This window comes from Herbaspirillum sp. NPDC101397 (assembly GCF_044767325.1).
GTDB lineage: Bacteria > Pseudomonadota > Gammaproteobacteria > Burkholderiales > Burkholderiaceae_D > Herbaspirillum.
The window spans coordinates 229,079-249,500 of the sequence record NZ_JBIWNS010000001.1; the positions used below are offsets into that span (position 1 = coordinate 229,079).

20 protein-coding genes are annotated in these 20,422 nt (G+C 62.1%); 13 read left to right on the forward strand and 7 right to left on the reverse strand.

The window, feature by feature from the left end; genetic code table 11:
- Positions 1-18 precede the first annotated feature (18 nt).
- From cobJ to ACIROW_RS01140, 11 genes are all read left to right on the forward strand, one after another.
- Positions 19-1,578 (forward strand): precorrin-3B C(17)-methyltransferase, encoded by a 1,560-nt coding sequence (gene cobJ / locus ACIROW_RS01090; RefSeq protein WP_402270981.1) that lies wholly within the window; start codon positions 19-21, stop codon positions 1,576-1,578.
- Positions 1,575-2,711, forward strand: coding sequence for a CobW family GTP-binding protein (locus ACIROW_RS01095; RefSeq protein ID WP_402270984.1), 1,137 nt, complete (start codon positions 1,575-1,577; stop codon positions 2,709-2,711). The genes cobJ and ACIROW_RS01095 overlap by 4 nt, the downstream gene beginning before the upstream one ends.
- A gap of 12 nt (positions 2,712-2,723) precedes the next feature.
- On the forward strand, positions 2,724-3,326 hold the full coding sequence (gene cobO / locus ACIROW_RS01100) for a cob(I)yrinic acid a,c-diamide adenosyltransferase (RefSeq protein WP_016834956.1): 603 nt from the start codon (positions 2,724-2,726) through the stop codon (positions 3,324-3,326).
- A gap of 2 nt (positions 3,327-3,328) precedes the next feature.
- On the forward strand, positions 3,329-4,714 hold the full coding sequence (locus ACIROW_RS01105; RefSeq protein ID WP_402270988.1) for a cobyrinate a,c-diamide synthase: 1,386 nt from the start codon (positions 3,329-3,331) through the stop codon (positions 4,712-4,714).
- Entirely contained in the window at positions 4,711-5,367 is a 657-nt protein-coding gene (gene bluB, locus ACIROW_RS01110) for a 5,6-dimethylbenzimidazole synthase (RefSeq protein ID WP_402270990.1), read from the forward strand. Before ACIROW_RS01105 ends, bluB begins: the two co-directional genes overlap by 4 nt.
- A gap of 8 nt (positions 5,368-5,375) precedes the next feature.
- On the forward strand, positions 5,376-5,954 hold the full coding sequence (gene cobU, locus ACIROW_RS01115; RefSeq protein ID WP_402270993.1) for a bifunctional adenosylcobinamide kinase/adenosylcobinamide-phosphate guanylyltransferase: 579 nt from the start codon (positions 5,376-5,378) through the stop codon (positions 5,952-5,954).
- Positions 5,948-6,928 carry an adenosylcobinamide-phosphate synthase CbiB gene (gene cbiB, locus ACIROW_RS01120; protein ID WP_402270995.1) on the forward strand — a complete coding sequence of 327 codons (981 nt, stop codon included), beginning with the start codon at positions 5,948-5,950 and terminating at the stop codon, positions 6,926-6,928. The genes cobU and cbiB overlap by 7 nt, the downstream gene beginning before the upstream one ends.
- Positions 6,921-7,946, forward strand: a complete 1,026-nt coding sequence (gene cobD, locus ACIROW_RS01125; protein ID WP_402270997.1) for a threonine-phosphate decarboxylase CobD — start codon at positions 6,921-6,923, stop codon at positions 7,944-7,946. The genes cbiB and cobD overlap by 8 nt, the downstream gene beginning before the upstream one ends.
- Positions 7,943-9,400: a cobyric acid synthase gene (locus tag ACIROW_RS01130; protein ID WP_402271000.1), complete on the forward strand. Its 1,458-nt coding sequence runs from the start codon at positions 7,943-7,945 to the stop codon at positions 9,398-9,400. The genes cobD and ACIROW_RS01130 overlap by 4 nt, the downstream gene beginning before the upstream one ends.
- 59 nt (positions 9,401-9,459) lie before the next feature.
- On the forward strand, positions 9,460-10,353 hold the full coding sequence (locus ACIROW_RS01135) for an alpha/beta hydrolase (RefSeq protein ID WP_402271002.1): 894 nt from the start codon (positions 9,460-9,462) through the stop codon (positions 10,351-10,353).
- A 161-nt stretch (positions 10,354-10,514) separates the two neighbouring features.
- A complete protein-coding gene (locus tag ACIROW_RS01140) occupies positions 10,515-10,814 on the forward strand; it encodes a hypothetical protein (protein WP_402271005.1) in 300 nt (99 codons plus the stop codon).
- Positions 10,815-10,887: 73 nt separating this feature from the next.
- Here the strand turns inward: ACIROW_RS01140 and ACIROW_RS01145 are convergent, their stop codons facing one another.
- From ACIROW_RS01145 to ACIROW_RS01165, 5 genes are all read right to left on the reverse strand, one after another.
- The gene (locus ACIROW_RS01145; protein ID WP_402271008.1) at positions 10,888-11,703 is read right to left on the reverse strand and encodes a metallophosphoesterase family protein; all 816 of its coding nucleotides are present in this window, start codon (positions 11,701-11,703) and stop codon (positions 10,888-10,890) included.
- Position 11,704: 1 nt separating this feature from the next.
- The gene (locus ACIROW_RS01150; protein WP_402271010.1) at positions 11,705-12,760 is read right to left on the reverse strand and encodes a diacylglycerol/lipid kinase family protein; all 1,056 of its coding nucleotides are present in this window, start codon (positions 12,758-12,760) and stop codon (positions 11,705-11,707) included.
- A gap of 22 nt (positions 12,761-12,782) precedes the next feature.
- Positions 12,783-13,502 carry a phosphatase PAP2 family protein gene (locus ACIROW_RS01155; RefSeq protein WP_402271013.1) on the reverse strand — a complete coding sequence of 240 codons (720 nt, stop codon included), beginning with the start codon at positions 13,500-13,502 and terminating at the stop codon, positions 12,783-12,785.
- Between the two features lie 31 nt (positions 13,503-13,533).
- Entirely contained in the window at positions 13,534-14,304 is a 771-nt protein-coding gene (fnr, locus tag ACIROW_RS01160; protein ID WP_402271015.1) for a fumarate/nitrate reduction transcriptional regulator Fnr, read from the reverse strand.
- A 73-nt stretch (positions 14,305-14,377) separates the two neighbouring features.
- Positions 14,378-14,908, reverse strand: coding sequence for an isochorismatase family protein (locus ACIROW_RS01165; RefSeq protein ID WP_402271018.1), 531 nt, complete (start codon positions 14,906-14,908; stop codon positions 14,378-14,380).
- 145 nt (positions 14,909-15,053) lie between these two features.
- Here ACIROW_RS01165 and ACIROW_RS01170 point away from each other — a divergent pair, with 145 nt between their 5' ends.
- Both ACIROW_RS01170 and ACIROW_RS01175 read left to right on the forward strand, forming a co-directional pair.
- Positions 15,054-16,307 carry an MFS transporter gene (locus tag ACIROW_RS01170; RefSeq protein ID WP_402272425.1) on the forward strand — a complete coding sequence of 418 codons (1,254 nt, stop codon included), beginning with the start codon at positions 15,054-15,056 and terminating at the stop codon, positions 16,305-16,307.
- A gap of 24 nt (positions 16,308-16,331) precedes the next feature.
- Entirely contained in the window at positions 16,332-17,324 is a 993-nt protein-coding gene (locus ACIROW_RS01175) for a GlxA family transcriptional regulator (RefSeq protein WP_402271020.1), read from the forward strand.
- A gap of 57 nt (positions 17,325-17,381) precedes the next feature.
- On the opposite strand, the gene ACIROW_RS01180 is transcribed toward ACIROW_RS01175, so the two are convergent.
- Together ACIROW_RS01180 and ACIROW_RS01185 are read right to left on the reverse strand one after the other, a co-directional pair.
- The gene (locus ACIROW_RS01180) at positions 17,382-18,767 is read right to left on the reverse strand and encodes a T6SS immunity protein Tli4 family protein (RefSeq protein WP_402271022.1); all 1,386 of its coding nucleotides are present in this window, start codon (positions 18,765-18,767) and stop codon (positions 17,382-17,384) included.
- Complete coding sequence (locus tag ACIROW_RS01185) at positions 18,764-20,419, reverse strand: hypothetical protein (protein WP_402271025.1); 1,656 nt, start codon at positions 20,417-20,419, stop codon at positions 18,764-18,766. The genes ACIROW_RS01180 and ACIROW_RS01185 overlap by 4 nt, the downstream gene beginning before the upstream one ends.
- Positions 20,420-20,422 lie beyond the last annotated feature (3 nt).

Below are 20,422 nucleotides of genomic sequence, written 5' to 3' on the forward strand. Positions count from 1 at the left end.
GAAAAAGAAAGCAGTGTTATGAGTGGAGTATTGAATCTGGTGTCGGTCGGTCCCGGTTTCGGCGATCTGATCGTGCCGCGCGCCATCGCCGCCTTGCGCGACAGCAACGTGATTGTGGCCTATGAGCTGTATCTGCGCTGGATCAGTTCGCATATCGAGGGCAAGGAAATCCACACGCCGCCGCTGACGCAGGAGCGTGAACGCGCCTTGCTGGCGATCGACAAGGCGCGCGCCGGTGAAAAAGTGGCGCTGATTTCGAGCGGCGACATCGGCATCTACGCCATGGCGGCGCTGGCCTTCGACGAAATGAAGGAGGACGACGACTATCAGGTCAACGTCATCCCCGGCGTGACCTCTGCCAACGCCTGCGCGTCCTTGCTGGGTTCGCCGCTGTCGCACGATTTCGCCACGCTGAGCCTGTCGAATTTGCTGTGTCCGTGGGAGTGGATTGAGAACCGTGCACGTCACATCGCCCAGGCTGATCTGGCCTGCGTGCTGTACAACGTGCAAAGCGCCGGCCGCCAGGAGGGCGTGTATCGCATCCTCAAGCTGATGCTGGAAGCGAAGGCGCCGCATACGCTGTGCGGCGTGGTGAAGAACGCCTATCGTCCCGGCCAGGAAGTCAGCATCCATCGCCTCAACGAATTGCCTTCGCTGCAATTCGACATGCTCACCAGCATCGTGATCGGCAACCGTTTCACGCAACGCAAGCGCGGCTACATCTTCACCCCGCGCGGCTACAACGACTGGCATGACGAATCGAAGGTCGTTGCGGAAGAGCCGATGCTGCCGTCGCAGGCCGTGTGGGTCTTTGCGGGCACGAGTGACGGCAACGCGCTGGCGAAACAACTGGCCGCGCAAGGCCATGAGGTCGTGGTATCGACCGCGACCGAGTACGGTGGCGAACTGGCCTTGCAGGATTGCCCGGGCGTCACGGTCTGGGCCGGCCGCCAAGGCGTGGAAGCGCGCAAGCAGGCCTTGCTGCGTCACGAAGCGCGCGCGCTGGTCGACGCCACGCATCCGTATGCAACACTGATGTCGCAGCAACTGATGGGCTTGTCGCAGAGTCTGGAGATTCCTTATCTGCGTTACGAACGTCCGAGCGGGATCGCCGCCGCCGATGCCCAGGTGTACGATTCGATGGAAGAGGCTGCGGTACAGGCGATCGCAGGCGGCGAGCGCATCTTCCTCGCCACTGGTTCGAAAGACATCGCGGCCTTCCTGCAAGCGCCCGGCGCCGACCGCAAGCAATGGTTCGTGCGCGTCACCGCCGAGCCGGAGTTCATCCAGCGCGCGATCGATCTCGGCATCCCGCGCAGTCGCATCTGCGCGATGCAGGGACCGTTTTCGCAGGGCTTCAATGAAGCCTTGTGGCGCGACTGGAACATCGATTGCGTGGTGACCAAGGATTCCGGCGACGCCGGCGGTTATCGCGCCAAGGCCGATGCGGCCAAGGCATTGAATATTCCATTGCTGACGGTGCGCCGCCCGGCACTGGATTATCCGCTGCAGGCCGGCAATCTGGACGAAGCCTTGGCCCAGGTGGAGCGCTGGCAGAAAGAAAGCAAACGCGCATGACGCCAGCGCAGCCTATCCCCGTCACCATCGTCACCGGCTTCCTCGGCGCCGGCAAGACGACCTTGCTGCGCAGCCTGGTGCAGCGCCGCCAGACGCGCCGGCTGGCCTTGCTGATCAACGAGTTCGGCGAAGTGACGATTGACGGCGATCTGATGCGCGCCAGCAGCAGCGATGAAGGCGGGCAGGTGCGCATTCATGATTTTTCCTACGGTCTGATCGCCTACGGCGACGACGAGCATTTCGTGCCGACCATGCTTGCATTGGCGGCGCGGCGCGCACAGGTCGATCACGTGCTGATCGAAACCTCCGGACTGGCCTTGCCAACGGCGGTGATGGAAAGCTTGCAGACGCCGGATCTGGCCGCGCATTTCATTCTCGACGCGACGCTGGCGGTGGTCGATACGCCCTTGCTGCTGGATGATCGGTTCGAGCAGCACGGCAGCAGCGCCGACGCCGATGAGGCTGTCGCCGCCATGTTCGAGCGCCAGCTGGAATATGCCGATGTCGTCGTGCTCAACAAGATCGATGACCTGAACGAAGATCAGTTGCTCGACGCCGAGCAGCGCGTGCGCTCGCGTGCGCCCAACGTGCGTTTCCTCGAACTGGCCTACCAGGCGCAACTCGACATCCGCCTGGCGCTCGGCCTGCGATTGCATCAGCCGACCTTGCAGGCGCATCAGCACACTTACACGCACGTGCGCATGCCCGGCGCCGATGCCAGCGTACTGGCCGATCAGGGCCGTCTGAACGGTCATGCGCATTCGGGCCTCGGCGCGCACAGCCACGGCCTGGCGACGCACAAGCATTTCCACGAGCAGGATCCGGGCTGGCTGTCGTTCACGCTGCGTAGCCAGTCGCCGCAACCTGCGGAGAAACTCAGGCAGGCCCTCGCCGAGGCGGCAAAGTCGGAGCCCATCCTGCGTACAAAAGGCTTTGTCCGGACGTTGGAGGGCAAGCGGCCGCAACTGGTGCAGGGCGTGCGCACGCGCGTGACGATTAATTTGGATGTCGCCGATGCAGCCAACGAGAACGTCGAAACCGACAAATCTGAACTCGTCTTCATCGGCTACCACCCGAGCCGCAGCAAGGTCGCCGCCTTGCTGTCCGAACTCACCGGAACACACTGGAAATAAAGAGAACGCACCATGAAAACCGATCCCGAATCGCACAAACGCATGACCCAGCGTCACAAGGAAGGCTTCGAAAAAAAGAAGGCTGCCGCGCAAAAGGAAAAGGGCCTGCTGATCGTCAACACCGGCACCGGCAAGGGCAAGTCCAGCGCCGCCTTCGGCATGGGCATGCGCATTCTCGGCCACGGCATGAAGCTGGGCGTGGTGCAGTTCATCAAGGGCGCCTTGTACAGCGCCGAGCGTGACTTCCTCGGCGGCCATGCCAATTGCGATTTCCATGTGGTCGGTTCCGGCTACACCTGGGATACGCAAGACCGCGACGCCGACATGAAGACCGCCGCCCACGGCTGGGCCGAAGCGGTGCGCATGATCAAGGATCCGTCCTATGACATGGTGATCCTGGACGAGATGAACATCGTGCTCAAGTATCAATACCTCGACCTGCAGGAAGTGCTCGACGTCTTCGCCGCACGGCGCGAGATGCTGCATATCGTCGTCACCGGCCGTCATGCGCCGGATGCGCTGATCGAACTGGCCGACCTGGTCAGCGAGATGCGCCCGCTCAAGCATCCCTACAAGGAACAAGGCATCAAGGCGCAAAAGGGCGTGGAGTTCTGATCATGGCAACTCCGCCGTCCGACGTCGCTTCGACTTCTGCTGCTTCTTCTGTTCTGTGCCCGGCGCTGTTCATCACCGCGCCCGGCTCGAATCACGGCAAGACCACCGTGACGGCGGCGCTGGCGCGCTGGCATCGCTCGCAGGGCCGCAGGGTGCGCGTATTCAAGACCGGGCCTGACTTCCTCGACCCGACCATCCTTGAACGCGCCAGCGGCCATCCCGTATATCAGCTCGACCTGTGGATGATGGGTGTGGCGGAATGCCGCCGCCTGCTGCACGAAGCCGCGCAACAGGCCGACCTGATCCTGGTCGAAGGCGTGATGGGCCTGTTCGACGGCGAGCCGTGCAGCGCCGACCTGGCCGAACTGATGAGGATTCCCGCCGTGGCGGTGGTGGACGTCGCCGGCGTGGCGCAGACGCTGGGGGCGATCGGCTACGGCCTGGCGCATTACCGGCCCGGCTTTCCGCTGCTGGGCCTGCTCGGCAATGGCGTCGCCAGTCCGCGTCATGAAGAAATGCTGCGTCAGGGCATGCCGCATGGCGTTGCGTATCTGGGCAGCATGCCGCGCAATCTGCAGTTCAAACTGCCGGAGCGTCATCTCGGCCTGGTGCCGGCAGCGGAAGTTGCCGATCTCGACCGGCGCATCGACGCTGCCGCCGTGCTGATCGGCGCCACCGAACTGGCGCGCATGCCGGCGCCGGTCGAGTTCATTGCGCCGGAAACGGATGCTGATGTGCCGTCGCTGCCGCCACTGCTGGCGGGACAGCGCATCGCCGTGGCGCGCGACAAGGCGTTTTCGTTTATCTATCCCGGCAACCTGGACTTGCTGCGCAAGCTCGGCGCGACGCTGGTGTTCTTTTCCCCGCTGCGCGACGCCGCGCTGCCGCCGGCGGACAGCGTGTATTTGCCCGGCGGCTATCCTGAGCTGCACTTGCAGGAATTGCAGGGCAATGTCGCCATGAGGCAGGCGCTGATCGACCATTGCACCGAAGGCAAGCCGCTGTATGCGGAATGCGGCGGCTTGCTCTACCTGCTGGAAAGCCTGAGCGACAAGGACGGCGCAAGGGCGCGCATGCTCGGCGTTCTGAGCGGCCGCGCGGTGATGCAGCGGCGTTTGCAGGGACTGGGCTATCAGATCATCGCACTGCCGCAGGGCACGCTGCGCTGCCATACCTTTCACTATTCGACCACGGTGACAGCGCTTGCTGCGGCGTACACCGGTGAGCGCCTGTATGACACCTCGGCAGGCGAGCGCGTCTATCGCGTGCGCGGCGTGACGGCAACTTATCTGCATGCTTACTTTGCTTCGTCACCGGAAGCGGCGGCGGCGTTGTTTCTGCCGCAGCCTGCGCTTGAAGATGAAGCTGAACCTGAGGCAGCGGCATGAGCCATCGTTACAGCCAGGCCGATATCGATGCCGTCTACCGCGTGATCGCGGAGCGGCGCGACATCCGTCATTTCTTGCCGGACCCGGTTGATCCGGCGTTGCTGCAGCGCCTGCTCGAAGCGGCGCATCTGGGACCAAGCGTGGGTTTCATGCAGCCGTGGCGTTTCATCCGCATCACCGAACGCCGCCGCCGCGACGCCATCCATGCGCTGGTCGAGCAGGAGCGCGTGCTGACCGCGCAAGCCCTGCATGAACGCGAAGACGAATTCATGCGGCTCAAGGTGGAGGGCATCCGCGAGTGCGGCGCGTTGCTGGTGGCGGCCTTGATGGATGATCGCGAACGCCACGTATTCGGCCGACGCACCTTGCCCGAGATGGATCTGGCCTCGGTCGCCTGCGCCATCCAGAACATGTGGCTGGCCGCACGCGCCGAGGGCATCGGCATGGGCTGGGTGTCGCTGTTCGATGCCGACAAACTGGCGACGCTGCTGGCGATGCCGGCGGGCGCCAAGCCGGTGGCGGTGATCTGCCTGGGGCACGTCAAGGAATTCTATGCGCGTCCGATGCTGGAGCAGGAGGGCTGGGCGGCTCGGCAATCGCTGGACGATCTGGTGTTTCGCGATGCGTGGGGAAACAAGGAAGAACAACAATGAGTCAGAAAATGAATCAGAAAACCACCCGAACCCTGGTGTTCGGCGGCGCGCGCTCGGGCAAGAGCGCACAAGCGGAACGGCTGGCGGCCGCCGCCGGCAAGCCGGTGATCTACATCGCCACGGCCGCCGTCGGCGACGATGAAATGGCGGCGCGCATCGCCTTGCACCGGCAGCAGCGCAGCACGCAATACACCCATTGGGAAACCGTGGAAGAACAACTCGCGCTGGGCGACGCCATCGCGCGCGCCAGCCAACCCGGCAACGTCGTGCTGGTGGATTGCCTGACCGTCTGGCTGTCGAACCTGCTGTTCAGCGAACACAAGGAATATCCCGAAGTCGGCCGCATCGAAGCACCGGCACGCTTTGCGGCGGAACGTGAGCGCTTCCTGCAAGCCTTGTCGCACGCGCCGGGCGACGTGGTGCTGGTGTCCAACGAAGTCGGCATGGGCATCGTGCCGCAGGGCGCGATTTCACGCTGGTTCGTCGATGAAGCGGGGCGCCTGAATCAGGCCGTGGCAGCGCTCTGCGAGCGCGTGCAGTTCGTTGCCGCCGGTTTGCCGCTGGAGTTGAAAGGACGCGCATGCTGAGTGCTTTCAACGCCTTCGACATGACTTTGCTGGCGCTGCTGATGGTGGTCGGGGTGGCGCTCGACTGGCTGCTCGGGGAGACGCCACGTTGGCATCCGCTGGTCGGCTTCGGTCACTATGTGCAGTGGATTGAACGACGGCTGAATCGCCAGCCCGGCAGTTATGCACGCGGCGTGTTCGCCTGGCTGCTGGCGGTGCTGCCGCCGGTGGCGCTGGCCTGCGCCGCGACCATACTGCTGGCGCGCCAATCGCTGTGGCTGGCTGCCGCCTGGCATGTGTTGCTGCTGTATTTCTGCATCGGCCTGCGCAGCCTGCGCGACCACGTCATGCCGATTGCGGCGGCGCTGAAAGACAGCGACCTGGTGGCGGCGCGCGCATTGACCGGCCGCATCGTCAGCCGCGACACCACGCAGTCGCAGGAAACCGACCTGGCCAAGGCTGCCGTCGAATCGTTGCTGGAGAACGGCAACGACGCCGTCTTCGGCACCTTGTTCTGGTTTGCCGTCGCCGGCGGTCCCGGCGCCTTGCTGTTTCGCCTGGCCAATACGCTCGACGCCATGTGGGGTTACCGCACTCCGCGCTTTCTGGCGTTCGGCTGCACGGCCGCGCGCATCGACGATGCGCTCAACTGGATTCCTGCGCGGCTGACGGCGCTGTCGTATGCGGTGCTGGGCAACTGGCGTCAGGCGCGTAAATGCTGGCGCGAACAGGCGCCGGCATGGAGTAGTCCTAACGCCGGACCGGTGATGTCGTCGGGTGCGGGTGCGCTCGGATTGGCCTTGGGCGGCGCAGCCATCTATGACGGCGAAGTCGAGCAACGGCCGCCGCTCGGCATCGGCCGCGACGCGGTGGCCGACGATATTGCACGCGCCTGGACGCTGGTGTCGCGCACGGTGATGCTGTGGCTGACGGTGATGCTGGCGACCGCCATGCTGCTGTCCACGCTGTTGTCGTTCGGAGCGCCTCATGCTTGAACACGGCGGCAACCTCAACGACGCGGTGATCCGCTACGGCGTTGCGCGCGCCGACTGGCTCGATCTGTCGACCGGCATCAATCCCGATTTCTATCCGGCACCGTCCTTGCGCGCCGACGCCTGGCATCGTTTGCCGGAGGCCAGCGATGACCTGGCTGCGGCCGCCTGCGCCTATTACGGCGCGCCGCAGATGCTGCCGGTGGCCGGCACCCAGGCGGCGATCCAGGCATTGCCGCAATTGCGTTTGCGTGAGCACGGCGTGGCGCGCGTAGTCGTTGCCGCACCGGCTTACGCCGAGCACGCGCATCGCTGGCAGCAGGCTGGACACGCGATGCGCGAAGTCGGCTATGCGGATTTGCCTGATACGGTGGACGCATGCGACGTGATGGTGGTCTGCAATCCGAACAACCCGACCGGCGCGCGCGTCACGCCCGACGTCCTGCTCCGCTGGGCTCAGCAGCTGGCGGCGCGCGGCGGCTGGCTGGTGGTCGATGAGGCGTTCGGCGACACGACGCCGCAGTTGAGTGTGGCGGCGCACACCGGCGCACAGACCGGACTGATTGTGTTGCGTTCGGTTGGAAAATTCTTTGGACTGGCCGGCGTGCGGCTCGGATTTGTCGCTGCGCAGGACACTATCCTGAACGGCTTGCGCGAGTGGCTGGGCCCCTGGTCGGTCAGCGGACCGGCGCAGCAGATCGGCATCGCCGCCTTGCGCGACATCGATTGGCAGCAAGGCACGCGTACGCGTTTGCTGGCCGCAGGTGAGCGTTTGCAGCGCTTGCTGGCCGACTATGGAATCGACTCCAGCGGCAGCGCCATGTTTCAGTGGTGGCCGGAGCCGAACGCCGCCGCCTTCCATGATTGCATGGCGCGCCAGAGTATCTGGGTGCGGCTCTTTACGCGCGGCGCAGGTGGTATCCGTCTGGGCCTGCCGCCGGACGAAGCCGGCTGGCAACGTCTGCAGCAGGGGCTGCAGGTGTGGCGTGAACAGACGGAGCACACGGAGCACTCTGCATGACATTTCCTTTCCACACGCTGATGGTGCAGGGCACGACCTCCGACGCCGGCAAGAGTACGGTGGTGGCGGCGCTGTGCCGCTTGCTGCATCGCCAGGGCGTCAAGGTGGCGCCGTTCAAGCCGCAGAACATGGCGCTCAACAGCGCCGTGACCAGCGACGGCGGCGAGATCGGCCGGGCCCAGGCCTTGCAGGCGCAGGCCGCCGGCATCGCGCCGCACACCGACATGAATCCGGTGCTGCTGAAGCCGTCCAGCGACACCGGCGCACAGGTGATCGTGCACGGTAAGGTGCGCGCCGACATGAACGCGCGTGACTATCACCGCTACAAGACCAGCGCCATGGAAGCGGTGCTGGAGTCCTATCAACGCCTGCGCACACAATACGAAGTGGTGCTGGTGGAGGGGGCCGGCAGCCCGGCTGAAATCAACCTGCGCGCACGCGACATCGCCAATATGGGTTTTGCCGAAGCGGTCGATTGCCCGGTTGTACTGGTGGCCGACATCGACCGCGGCGGCGTGTTCGCCCATCTGACCGGCACGCTGGCCTGCCTGTCCGAGAGCGAGCAGACGCGCGTGGTCGGCTTCGTGATCAATCGTTTCCGGGGCGACATCAGTTTGTTGCAGCCGGGACTGGACTGGCTCGAGCAACGCACCGGCAAGCCGGTGCTGGCGGTGCTGCCGTATCTGCACGGCCTGCATCTCGATGCCGAGGATGCGGTGGCGTCCAGCCAGAGCGCCAAAGGAAGGTTTCGCGTGATCGTACCGGTGTTGCCTCGCATCAGCAATCACACCGATTTCGACGCCTTGCGCGCGCATCCGGAGGTTGATTTGCAGTTCATCGGGCCGGGCCGGCCGATTCCGCCGGCCGACTTGATCATCCTTCCGGGCAGCAAGAACACCCGCAATGATCTGGTGTGGCTCACGCAGCAAGGCTGGCCGGACGCCATCCGCAAGCACCTGCGCTACGGCGGCAAAGTGATCGGCATCTGCGGCGGCTTCCAGATGCTAGGCGCCAGCGTCGACGATCCGCATGGGGTGGAGGGCGCGCCCGGCAGTATGGAAGGATTGGGACTGCTCGACATGGCAACCGAGCTGACGCAAAAAAAACAATTGCTGCAGGTGTCGGGGTATTGTGAGTTCGGCTCCGGCCGTGTCCCCGTCAGCGGCTATGAAATCCACATGGGCGTGTCAGCGGGGACGGCGTTGCAGCGTCCGGTATTTCATATCGAAGGACGACCGGAAGGTGCGCGTTCGGCCGACGACCAGATCCTCGGCAGTTATCTGCATGGCATGTTCGATACGCCGCAGGCCTTTGCCGCGTTGCTGGAATGGGCCGGCCTGAACGGCGCTGCGGCAGTCGACCTGAATCAGTTGCGCGAAGAGAGCCTGGAGCGGGTCGCCGACGCGACGCAGCCCTTGCTGGACGCCCTGGTTAACACGGTGAAGACAAGCTAGACCGAACGAAGCCGCCGTCCTGGGGTCTATCGTGGACATACATTGAAACAAGGCATCACATGAGCTTATTCGGCAAACTGCTGATCATCGTCGGCGTGGTCGTGCTGGCGGGCGGCGGCCTGATCGCTTGTTCACCGCTGAAGGCGCTCAACGCCGTCACGCCTGGAGCGGCCTATCAGAAGACCGCCGATATTTCCTACGGCGCCAATCCGCGCCAGCAACTCGACATCTACGTCCCGCAGAAGACGTCGCCTGACGCCTCGATCGTGGCCGGCTTGCCGGTGGTGGTGTTCTTCTACGGCGGCAGTTGGAACAACGGCAGTCGCAAGGATTACGCCTTTGTCGGCGAAGCCTTGAGTTCGCGCGGCTACATCACGGTGATCGCCGACTATCGCGTCTATCCCGAAGTGCGCTATCCGGAGTTCGTGCGCGACAGCGCTGCCGCCGTAGCATGGACGCTGCAGCACGCGGATGGCTACGGCGCTGATCTCAAACGTGTGTTCGTGATGGGACACAGCGCCGGCGCCTACAATGCAGCAATGGTGGCGCTCGATCCGCGCTGGCTGAAAGAGGTGGGCGCCTCGCCGCAACAGTTGCGCGGCTGGATCGGATTGGCCGGGCCGTATGATTTTCTACCGATTGAAAATCCCGATGTGAAGCCGGTGTTCTGGTTTCCCGATACGCCGCCTGAGTCACAGCCGGTCAGGCACGTTGGCGAAAGCCACGTACCTGCCTTGCTGATCGCCTCGCACAAAGACAAGCTGGTCGAGGCCGAGCGCAATACCGCCGGCCTGGCGCGCCTGCTGCGCGAAAACAAGGTGCCGGTGCAGGAGCTGTACTTTGACAACACTTCGCATGTGACGCTGGTGCTGAGTTTGTCGCGGCCATTCCGCCATATCGCGCCGACGCTGGATCGCGTCGCCGACTTCATCGACAATCCGCCGCAGCGGTGAAACGGATCGCTTTGATTCAGCAATGCCTGACAGCGCTGCAATGGTTTCTCTGACGCGCGCTCGCGGTGCACACCGACTGCCTTTCCGCCGATGAGCTTCTAACATGGGGTTACGCCGGACACCTTGTCACGGCGACTATTTACTATCCCAAGGAGATCACTATGAAGAAGCAACTTGCCCTGTTGGTCATGGTCGGCGCAATGTCTGCCGGCATGCAAGCACATGCGGTCAATGCAGGCGGCGGCGACGGCGACGACAAGTCGGGTCCGGCCAATAACGCCACCAATCAGGTGACCGACAACGCCAAGGGTAAATCGCGCGCCACCAAGTCGGCCGAGCGCAAGGACAAACGCGCTTCCGAAGCCGGTGCGATGGGCAAGGCGTCCGGCGGTGACGGCGATGACAAGAGCATTCCTGCGAACAACCCGGACATGAAGGGCAATCCCGGCGCGAAGAGGTAAATCCGAGAGGAAAAAGTCCGTACGGACTGTACTGCTGAAGGCTCCGTCTTTCACGAGACGGAGCCTTTTGATTTCACGATACTACGGCAAACCATTCGTTACCACGTTGCTCGAAGGCGTCGGCTGCTCCCAGCACGAACTTTCCCTGCTCAACTTGCCAATGCATTCGTTCGACAATGATGTGATGCGCTTCCACGCGCAGCACATTGAAGGAATTTGTCTCGCCGCGACTGCGCGTTGAGGTTGCCGTACCGGCCTGCACCACCAGCGCCGAATATCCCTGAATGTCATAACGCGCGGCGCTGCTTGCCGCAGAACTGGTGTGCACGTGGCCGGCCAGCAGCACATCTGCACCGCAGATGGCAAACGCACGCATGGCCGGCAATGCCTTGCCGACCAGGTCGTGATGTTGCGGTCCGGGCGGCAGGTCAAAGGGATGGTGGGTGACGATGATCTTGACGACGTGATCGGCGGCGGCGGCCAGTTCGCGCCGTGCAATCTCGATCTGGCGGTCGTTGACGCGGCCATCCTTGATCGTCAGCGAGCGTGCGGTATTGATGCCGATGACGGCGATTTCCTCGTCGATGAAAATCGGCTGCAACTGCTCCGTGATGTGGCGGCGGTATTTGGTCAGCGGGCTGAAGAAACGGGCTGCCACATTGAACAGCGGAATGTCGTGATTGCCTGGCACCACGATCTGCGGCTGCGGCAAGGCGTCGAGGAACTGGCGTGCTTCGCGGAATTGCTCGGAGCGCGCCCGTTGGGTCAGGTCGCCGGAGACGACGATGAGGTCCGGCGCAAGTTCGTGTATCTGTGCAATGATCGGTGCGATCAGCGCTTCGTCGATACGGCCGAAATGCAGGTCGGAGAGATGGACGATGGTACGCATGTCATGCCTCCTGTTCTGTGAATGTACGGGTGTCTTTCATGTCTGCAGATGCATCGGCATCAGCGATGGTCGGCACGATCACCGTCAGCGACGCCGGCCGGATGCGATAGACCAGCGGCGTCTGCATGATGGTGACTTCGCCGTCGGTGGCGACGCGCAGTCGCTTGATGCGATGCTGGCCGTGACGGTGGCGGGTATCGATTTCAATTTCGGCTGCGCTCAGCATGTCGAAGTCGCGCGCCTGCAGGAGCCTGCCGAACAGCGCGTGCAGCGCCAGCCGGACCAGGCCGAGCCGGCCGGTGCGATGGCAGACGTAGAGGCTCAGCTTGCCATCGGACAGGCTGTTGCGCTTGCCGATGTTGAGGCCGTCCATCAGGTATTCATTGTTGCCGATGAAGACGAAGGGCGTGCGTCGTCGGTGGCTTTCGGCATTGTCTTGGTCGTCCTTGATATCCATGCGCACGTCGAGGAAGGGATAGCGCCGCAGCGCGCCCATCGCAGCCCAGCAGAACGCCAGCCATTTGCCGCGGCCGAGACGGTTTTGCTGCTTTTCACGGTCACGCACGATATCCGGATACAACCCCAGGCTGGAATTGTTGATGAACAGCACGCCGTTGACTTCGCCGGTGTCGATGGCGAGACGACGTCCCTCGACGATGTTGCGGATGGCGTCGTCGAGCGCGAGCGGGATGTTGAGATCCTTGGCGAAATGGTTCAGTGTGCCCAGTGGCAGCACGCCGAACGCGGCCTTGCTGGCGCTGACTACCGACGCCACGGCGTTGACGCTGCCGTCGCCGCCGCCGGCGACGATGATGTCGGCGCCGTCTTCCAGCGCGGCGCGCGCGGCATCGATGAGGGCCGCACCGTCTGCCGCCAGCGTGACGTTTGCCTCGACCTGATGCTGATGGAAGCCGTCAGTGACGCGTTGCGCCAGCTCCTGGGCATGCCCGCCGCCGGCGTGGGCATTGATGATGACAGCGACCTTGATGGAGGGGGAAGAGGAACTGCGCGGCAATTCAGCTGTTGGGGCGGATTCTGTTGCTGGTCTTATTGTCATTGGCAGAAAGTTATCGTCAAAATCAGTTTGAAGACTTTCTCGCCAATTGGTGCCGCTGTACGGTAAAAATAATCGTCGCCCACAAGGCGAACCAGGCCAGTCCTTCCAGCATAGCGGCCAGCACGTCGCTGAAGAAATGGGCGCCGAGGTAGAGCCGGCTCAGTGCTGCCAGTATCGTCAATGTTATCGCAATGGCAATAATTTCCGGCCGCCGTGCGCGATTTCCGGGCAGGCTCGCCAGCCATGCGGCCAGCACGCTGTAGAACAAGGTCGCGCCGATAGTATGGCCGCTCGGGAAACTGTAGCTGTCGAGCGTCAGGATGGGATTGTCGAAGCGCGGGCGCATACGTTGGAACTGGAATTTCAGCCAGTAGTTGAACAGCATCCCGCCCGGCACCGTGACCGTCAGCGTTAGCAGCCAGGCGCTCGCTCGCGGCTGTTGCCGCAACAGGAAAAATGCCAGCACCGCGCTCATCGCCAGCACGCCGATGGTGCCGTGCAGATGGGTGTACGCCAGCACCGCTTGCGTGAGTCCGGCAGTGGCGCGCGCATGCAGCCAGTCGGCGATGTGTTGATCGAGATCCACCAGCGCGCCCGGCGACAGCGCATGTGCGGCGACCAGGGCGAACAGCGCGCAGGCGCTCAGTACGGCCAGGATGCCGGTCGTGAGCGGCAGACCGAGATGATGGTCACGCGCGAGTCGTGCGCGCAAGAAGGAAACAGGTCGAGTTTGTTGCGTCATACGGATTACAGTGGTTGATTCGCTCAGTGCTTCAGGCGCAGGGATCCGTGCCCAGCGCGATAGAACGCAGCGCCGGGAGGTTGAGCAGGTCCAGATCGCGATGATTGACGTCGATCACGCCGTTTTTCTTCAGGTTGGACAGCAGGCGGCTGACGCTCTCGACCGCCAGGCCGAGGTAGTTGCCGATTTCCTCGCGCGTCATGCGCAGCTGGAACCGGCTCGCCGAATAGCCACGCGTGGCGTAACGCGTGGACAGGTTAACCAGGAAGGCCGCCAGCTTCTGTTGTGCGCTCATGCTGTTGAGCGTGAGCATGACGCCTTGCTCGCGCGAGATTTCCTTGCTCATGATGCGATGGAACTGGCGCAACAGCATCGGCATGTCCTGGAATAATTCTTCCAGCCGGCTGAACGGGATTTCGCAAACCTCGCTGTCTTCCAGCGCGACCGCTTCGCACTGGTGGCGACCGGTGCCGATGGCGTCCATGCCCAGCAGTTCGCCGGCCATCTGGAAACCGGTGATCTGCTGCGAGCCGTTGCTGTTGACCTGATAGGTCTTGAAGTGGCCTAGCCGGATCGCGTACAGCATGTCGAATGCATCGTCCATGCGATACAGGCTCTGGTCGCGCTTGACGCGGCGGCGGCGGCCGATGATCTGGTCCAGGCGCTGCATGTCGGCTTGGTCCAGTCCCATGGGCAGGCACAACTGATGCAGGCTGCAGGAGGCGCAACCGGCTTTGAGCACCTGCAGGACTGGTGCGGGAGCAGGAGCGGAAGCATCGGCAGCGTTGGCGGGCAGGGACATAGGCGAAGCGGATTCCTTTTTTCTGTGCGGCGACGACGCGCGTCGTTGCCGATGTAAGTGTAATGCACGGAGTTTACTTGATTAGCTTCAGCACTTCCCGAAATAACGGATGCCGGCTGTCGCGCATCCATTCGAAGGCCACCATTTCCAGCGTCACCAGACAGGCGCCGGCCTGCGCCAGCCGTGTGAAAGCGGCATCGCGGTCGGAGGTCTTGCGCGAGCCGGTGGCGTCGGTCACCACCCACACGCGATAGCCGTTTTGCAGCAGCGTCATGGCGGTCTGCAGCATGCAGACGTGGGCTTCGCAGCCACTGATGACGACTTCCTTGCAGGCCGGCAGGAAGGTTGCCGGCAGGCCGTCGACGCAGGCGTCGAAATGCGTCTTGGCGAGCGTGCGGTCACACAGGCGTTTGACGTCGGGATGATTGGGACCGAGCTTTTCGGGCGTCTGTTCGGTCGCGATCACGGGCAGTCCGAGCAAGCTGGCGATGGTGGCGAGACGGACGTTCTGCGCCAGTACGTTGGTGCCGTCGTGAATGGCCGGCATCAGTTTTTCCTGCACATCGATGATCAGCAGGGCGGATTCGTTGGCGTTCATCAGCATAAGTCATCTCCCTCAATGATTCGCGGTGGCAGGAATTGAATGTTTTGTGTCATTGACCCCATCGCGCACGGATTCGACAATTTGACCATCGCCATTGTTCTGAAAGAAGTCCGTGAGATTGCCAACATTGCATCAACAAAACGATATTAGCAGGGCTTCCTTACCCGGTTCTCATGACTCAGGGTATCGCAACGCCCGCATCCTGGCTATATGCCAGGGGCTGTTCACCTGCGCCATTTCGATCGACTTGACGCTGACCGCGCTGACCGGCTACCAGTTGGCGCCGGACAAGTCCCTGGCGACACTGCCGTTTGCGCTCATCACCGTGGCCGGGGCGGTGGTGACGTGGTTCGCGGCATTCCTGATCCAGCGGCTGGGACGGCGTCTGAGCTTCGCACTGGGCGCGCTGGCGGGGGCGATCGGTGGGGCGATTTCGGTGTGGTCGGTGTTCCACGGGCATTTCTGGGGCTTCTGCATCGGCACCGCCGCGGTTGGCGTGTTCCAGGCCTTCGCCCAGTATTACCGGCTGGCGGCTGCTGACGCAGTGAGCGCCGAATTCAAGAGCCGCGCCATCTCGACCGTGTTGACGGGAGGCGTGATTGCCGCCGTACTGGGGCCGGCGCTGGCATCCTGGAGCAAGGACCTGTTCCCGACCGCCTTGTTTTCCGGCGCCTACCTGATGGTGGCGTTGCTGAGCCTGTTGTCGATGATCGTCCTGCTGGTGTTCTACCGCGATACCGGAGCGGCCGCTGCCGTGCAAGCCGCTGCGGAACCGGAGTTGCCGGCGCGCGCCACCTCCGAGATTGCGCGCCAGCCGGTGTTCGTCGCTGCGCTGGCCAACAACGTGGTCGGCTCGATGGTGATGATGTTCATCATGACTGCGGCCCCGCTGGCGGCGGTGGCCTGCCGTCACGGCATCGACGACGGCGCCAATATCATCCAGTGGCACCTGGTCGGCATGTATGCGCCGTCCTTCTTCGCCGGCGCGCTGATCAAGCGTATCGGGCTCGGACCGGTGGTGCTGGCAGGCGTGGCGCTCAACCTTGCGTGCGCGCTGATCGCGATGGCGTCGACCAGCCTGCCGGCATTCTACGTGGCCTTGCTGTGCCTGGGCGTGGGCTGGAATTTCATGTTCGTCGGCGGCACCACCTTGCTGGCGCAGTCGTACCGGCCCAGCGAGCGGGCGCGGGCACAGGGGTTGTCGGAATTTTTGCGCTATGCTGCTACCGCGCTGGCGACGCTGGCCGCCGGGCCCTTGCTGGAACACTACGGCTGGTCGGCGCTCAACCTGGCGATCCTGCCCTTGCTGCTGGTCTGCGCGGTCGTCAGCGTGTGGTGGATGCTGGCGAATGCCGCCGCTGCCAGGAATACGGCCGCAAATACTGCAGCGGCAAGCTGAATCCATAAGAGGACGAGACCATCCATGAAGCCCCGCAATCCCTTGTGCATCGCCTTGCTGGCCTATCCGGGCATGAACCTGATCGACCTCAGCGGCCCCTTGCAAACCTTTGTGAGCGCGGGGCGGGTGGCTGCGTCGGCGGGAGTGAGCGACCCACGTCCCCTGTACGAAGTGCGGGTGCTGTCGTCAGCCGGCGGCGCCTTGATGACCGGCGCCGGACTGAGCGTGGAGACCGAAGCGCTGGAGGCGCTCGATCAGCTCGACATTGACACCATCATTGCGCCGGGCGGCAGCGTCGGCGAACGATTCGACGCCGATCCGGCGCTGGTGGCGTGGATCAAACAGCATGCAGGGCGTGCACGGCGGGTGTGTTCGGTCTGTTCCGGCGCCTTCCTGCTGGCGGAGGCAGGGCTGCTGGACGGCAAACGCGTGACCACACATTGGGACTGGGCGCTGCGCTTGCAGCAGCAATTCCCGGCGATTGAAGTCGATCCCGAACCGATCTTCATCCGCCAGGGCGACATCTGGACCTCGGCCGGGGTGACGGCGGGGATAGACATGACCCTGGCGCTGGTGGAACAGGATTACGGCCACAAGGTGGCGATTGCGACGGCGCGGCAACTGGTGATGTTCATTAAGCGCCCCGGCGGGCAGTCGCAGTTCAGCGTGCCGCTGGTATCGCAGTCGTCGGAAAACGCCCGTTTCGCCGAGCTGCACGCCTGGATCGCCTCCAATCTCAAGCACGACCTGCGTGTGGAAAACCTGGCCAGTCGCGTCAACATGAGCCCGCGCACCTTCGCCCGCACCTATGTCGCCGAGCAAGGCCGCACGCCGGCCAAGACGGTCGAAGCGATGCGCCTGGAGGCAGCTTGTCGCGCGCTGGAAGAAACCGATCTGCCGCTCAAGAGCATCGCCACCGAAACCGGCCACGGCGAAGAGCAGAACCTGCGGCGCGTGTTTCAGCGTCAGCTTGGCGTGAGTCCGGCGCAATACCGCAGCCGGTTTTCGGCGCATTGACGGATCGCAGAGGAGGTGGCTTATAGAATTGTCTCCGCAGAGAACGATGGATACCTCTCACAAGAAATAGCTTGTCAGTTCCCAGTCAACCTTATGCTCCACCAGCACCATAGGCAACCGTTCATTTCTAAGCAGCATTTTGTTGACAAAGCTCGGCAGCCAGCGATAAGGAACCGGCTCCATCACCTTGAGCATGGGCGCGGGACTGTTAGGGTAAAGCGTTGCATGGTAGGTCTTGCCGTTCCAATACGCACGGCAGTGACCGGGCTGACGACACAGTTGACCACTGCGGGTCAACGTACCCAAAGGCAGGCGGGTATCCACTTTCGCGATTGGTATGGCGTCCATCGCGCCCGGACGTACCCGGAGGGTGCGCGAGACGGCGTCCCACAGGGCGATGGCTTCGCCTTCGGTGAGGGAGGCTTTGATGATTTCATCTCTTGGTACATTTTGAGGGAAAGCGCCGTTGTCCATGTCCAGCATCAATAGAGGCGTCTGTGCACCGCTGACGGTGGAGTTCGCTTCTAGTGTGAAATGATGTCCCGGTACTTTTGAGTCCGTTATTCCGGACGCAAGCCATTCTTCAGGAGATGTCAATGTAGGAAGATCGACCTTTCCTTTTCGCACGGTGTGTCCATTTCGTTCTGCATACGTTTCTTCGATTTGACGGCCACGTTGTAGCAAGGTGGTTTTTTCTCGAATATTGGAATTGGTCTCCAGATCAAAACTGACGTCACGTTTGTCACGCAAATAAAATGACATCGACACCTCCTCCTCAGCCGAAGCCTCCATCTGGATGAAGCCGCCAGTGAGACACACGCCAGGCTCTTTCGGAATTTCGCCTGCAGCCAAGCCACGAAAGTCGTGTAACAGTCCCATCATATAACCGAGTCTGGAAGGAACCCGGTTGCCCATTTCTTTGACACTCGCCTCGTCTGTATCCTTTGATCTTGTGTAATCCCATGTATCTGTCTCCAACTTGATGCGATAACCCTTGTCCCATTTATAGGCTTCAAGAGTTCTTCCCATATCTCCGGAATATTCATCATCCAAATGGATAAAGTGCCAAATCCCTTCTTTCCGCATCTGTTCGGTACTGGAGTCCATCGGGCGATACTCGTTGTCGCCGAATAAAAACTGATAGCCATGTATGTGTTTCATCGCTTTCAGTTCAGTGTCCCTTTTATACATGCCATCCAAGAACGCTTGCTGTGACATCGGTTCTATCTTGATATCGACATCGTTCAATTTGGCATGACCATAGATATCCACCTCAGCCGGTAAGTCGATCAGGTAGCGGCCCACACACTGGGTCTTCATGTTTGCGGTCAGTTCGGTCACGGTGCGTTGTTCCTGTTCGGTCAAGGGTTTCGGCTCGCAAGCGCTAATGGTCAGCGTCAGGCCAAGGGCAATAATGGATTTTAAAAATAGGTGTGAATTCATTGTGGGCATCCTCCATCGATCTCGTAGCGCAAGGGCGGTTTGACGTGCTGGGCAATCTTAACGATGGACCACAAGGTGAAGAGACGTTGTGCCTGGTGCTTATATGCGCCTTCGTGATCGACCCCGGGATAACCAACGCAGACGCGCACTTTGTCTTGCGGCACGCGGCCAGAACGAACCGGCACGGTGCCGTCACCGTTCTCATTGGCTTCTGTCAGTTTGAATCCGGTCGGCATGGCGATGCCGCCGCTTTGTTGCAGCAGCAGTTGCTCACCTTGTCCGTGGTCTTGCAGCACACGACCGCTCTTGACGTCGTCAATCGGTGCAGCCGTACCCAGCATGCGGGCAGCATGGGAGAGCTTGCGCTCCCAGACGACATCACCCCAGGCGCTGTGCGCTTTGTCGTCGCCGTAGAAGGCGTAGGTGACGGGATGAAATCGATTGGCAATATCTTGGTGAAACGGCTTTACTTTTTTGTCGATTAGTTTTTTGAAACTCTCCCAGTCTCTATTCAGCGTCGCCTTCGTCTTTCGTTCATCCAACGGATTAATCAGCTTGTCATCAATGAGCCCCCACCACTTGCCGCGCACGGTATAAATTTCGCGATAAGGATCGTTGCCCTGCGGCAGACTGATCCGTTGCTCGCCATCCCTGATCTTGAGCCAGCCGTTGCCGTACTCGCTGCTGGGCAAGAGTTGCAGCGGCCCCGGCGCTTGCGCAAACACCGCTGTGACCTCCGCTGCGTCGTCACCCACGACAATGCCCGCGCTACCTTCCACACCGGATTTCACTCGCTTATAGGCCGTGGCCGCGCCCGTGGTCGGCATAACGCCATGCACCACGCCAAGCACCTTATCGCGCTGGTTGAGCACCTCGCTGTAATGCCGCGCCACCAGCCCACCCATGGAGTGAGTAACGAGGATGACGTTTTTGCAGGTATAGGTTTTATCGTAATGCCGGATGAATTCGTCGATCTGGGCTTGCAGGCGTTTGGCCGAGTCGGCATTCGATTGCAGCCAGTTGTAGCCGACCGCATGCACCGGGAATTGGTAGCGATAGGATAGGCCCACTTCATCGAAGGTCAGCGGATCAATGCCGGGCGCATGGGCGACCAGTTCTTTCATCAGACGCGGACGCAGGCCGCTGCTGGCGTATTCCAGTCCGGTCTTGGTGTAGTCGGCATCGTTCAGGCTCTCTTCCAGCCACTTGAGCCAAGGGCCGTAGCTCAGATGGGATACTTCGCCCCAGCCGCGCCGGACCAGTTCTTTGTCGATTTCTTCCTGCGTCGGCGTCGGGTGGGTGTGGAAGACGCTGCGCGGGGCGGCGCCTGATGGCAAGTCGCCTCCATGGTAGACTTCCGTTTTGGCAGGATCAAGCAAGTTTTTTCGTTTCTCTGTTCCTCGGAATCCCCAACGCCATGCAACACCTTTTGTGCTATTCACGACCCATACCGCTTTTGATTTTGTCGCGTTGGTTTCTATCGACTGCAAATTCGATCCCATCACCCCCGGCACAAAGATCACCGGAATGATCCGGTCCGGCACCTTGGAACACATGGCGATACTATCGTCCGGCGGCGAGGTCACGGAGTGATATTCGACGACGCCACTCTTGAGAATGCGCGGTGGAATGATACGTTTGATGGTAGTCATGAT

Bases quoted from the DNA above. Each gene is read 5' to 3' on its own strand.
- ACIROW_RS01185 (WP_402271025.1), bottom strand. From the start codon at position 20,419: ATGACTACCATCAAACGTATCATTCCACCGCGCATTCTCAAGAGTGGC.
- ACIROW_RS01180 (WP_402271022.1), bottom strand. From the start codon at position 18,767: ATGAATTCACACCTATTTTTAAAATCCATTATTGCCCTTGGCCTGACG.
- ACIROW_RS01155 (WP_402271013.1), bottom strand. From the start codon at position 13,502: ATGACGCAACAAACTCGACCTGTTTCCTTCTTGCGCGCACGACTCGCG.
- cbiB (WP_402270995.1), top strand. From the start codon at position 5,948: ATGCTGAGTGCTTTCAACGCCTTCGACATGACTTTGCTGGCGCTGCTG.
- ACIROW_RS01145 (WP_402271008.1), bottom strand. From the start codon at position 11,703: ATGCGTACCATCGTCCATCTCTCCGACCTGCATTTCGGCCGTATCGAC.
- ACIROW_RS01165 (WP_402271018.1), bottom strand. From the start codon at position 14,908: ATGCTGATGAACGCCAACGAATCCGCCCTGCTGATCATCGATGTGCAG.
- cobO (WP_016834956.1), top strand. From the start codon at position 2,724: ATGAAAACCGATCCCGAATCGCACAAACGCATGACCCAGCGTCACAAG.
- ACIROW_RS01105 (WP_402270988.1), top strand. From the start codon at position 3,329: ATGGCAACTCCGCCGTCCGACGTCGCTTCGACTTCTGCTGCTTCTTCT.
- ACIROW_RS01175 (WP_402271020.1), top strand. From the start codon at position 16,332: ATGAAGCCCCGCAATCCCTTGTGCATCGCCTTGCTGGCCTATCCGGGC.
- ACIROW_RS01150 (WP_402271010.1), bottom strand. From the start codon at position 12,760: ATGACAATAAGACCAGCAACAGAATCCGCCCCAACAGCTGAATTGCCG.
- ACIROW_RS01095 (WP_402270984.1), top strand. From the start codon at position 1,575: ATGACGCCAGCGCAGCCTATCCCCGTCACCATCGTCACCGGCTTCCTC.
- cobD (WP_402270997.1), top strand. From the start codon at position 6,921: ATGCTTGAACACGGCGGCAACCTCAACGACGCGGTGATCCGCTACGGC.
- cobU (WP_402270993.1), top strand. From the start codon at position 5,376: ATGAATCAGAAAACCACCCGAACCCTGGTGTTCGGCGGCGCGCGCTCG.
- ACIROW_RS01140 (WP_402271005.1), top strand. From the start codon at position 10,515: ATGAAGAAGCAACTTGCCCTGTTGGTCATGGTCGGCGCAATGTCTGCC.
- fnr (WP_402271015.1), bottom strand. From the start codon at position 14,304: ATGTCCCTGCCCGCCAACGCTGCCGATGCTTCCGCTCCTGCTCCCGCA.
- cobJ (WP_402270981.1), top strand. From the start codon at position 19: ATGAGTGGAGTATTGAATCTGGTGTCGGTCGGTCCCGGTTTCGGCGAT.
- ACIROW_RS01135 (WP_402271002.1), top strand. From the start codon at position 9,460: ATGAGCTTATTCGGCAAACTGCTGATCATCGTCGGCGTGGTCGTGCTG.
- ACIROW_RS01130 (WP_402271000.1), top strand. From the start codon at position 7,943: ATGACATTTCCTTTCCACACGCTGATGGTGCAGGGCACGACCTCCGAC.
- bluB (WP_402270990.1), top strand. From the start codon at position 4,711: ATGAGCCATCGTTACAGCCAGGCCGATATCGATGCCGTCTACCGCGTG.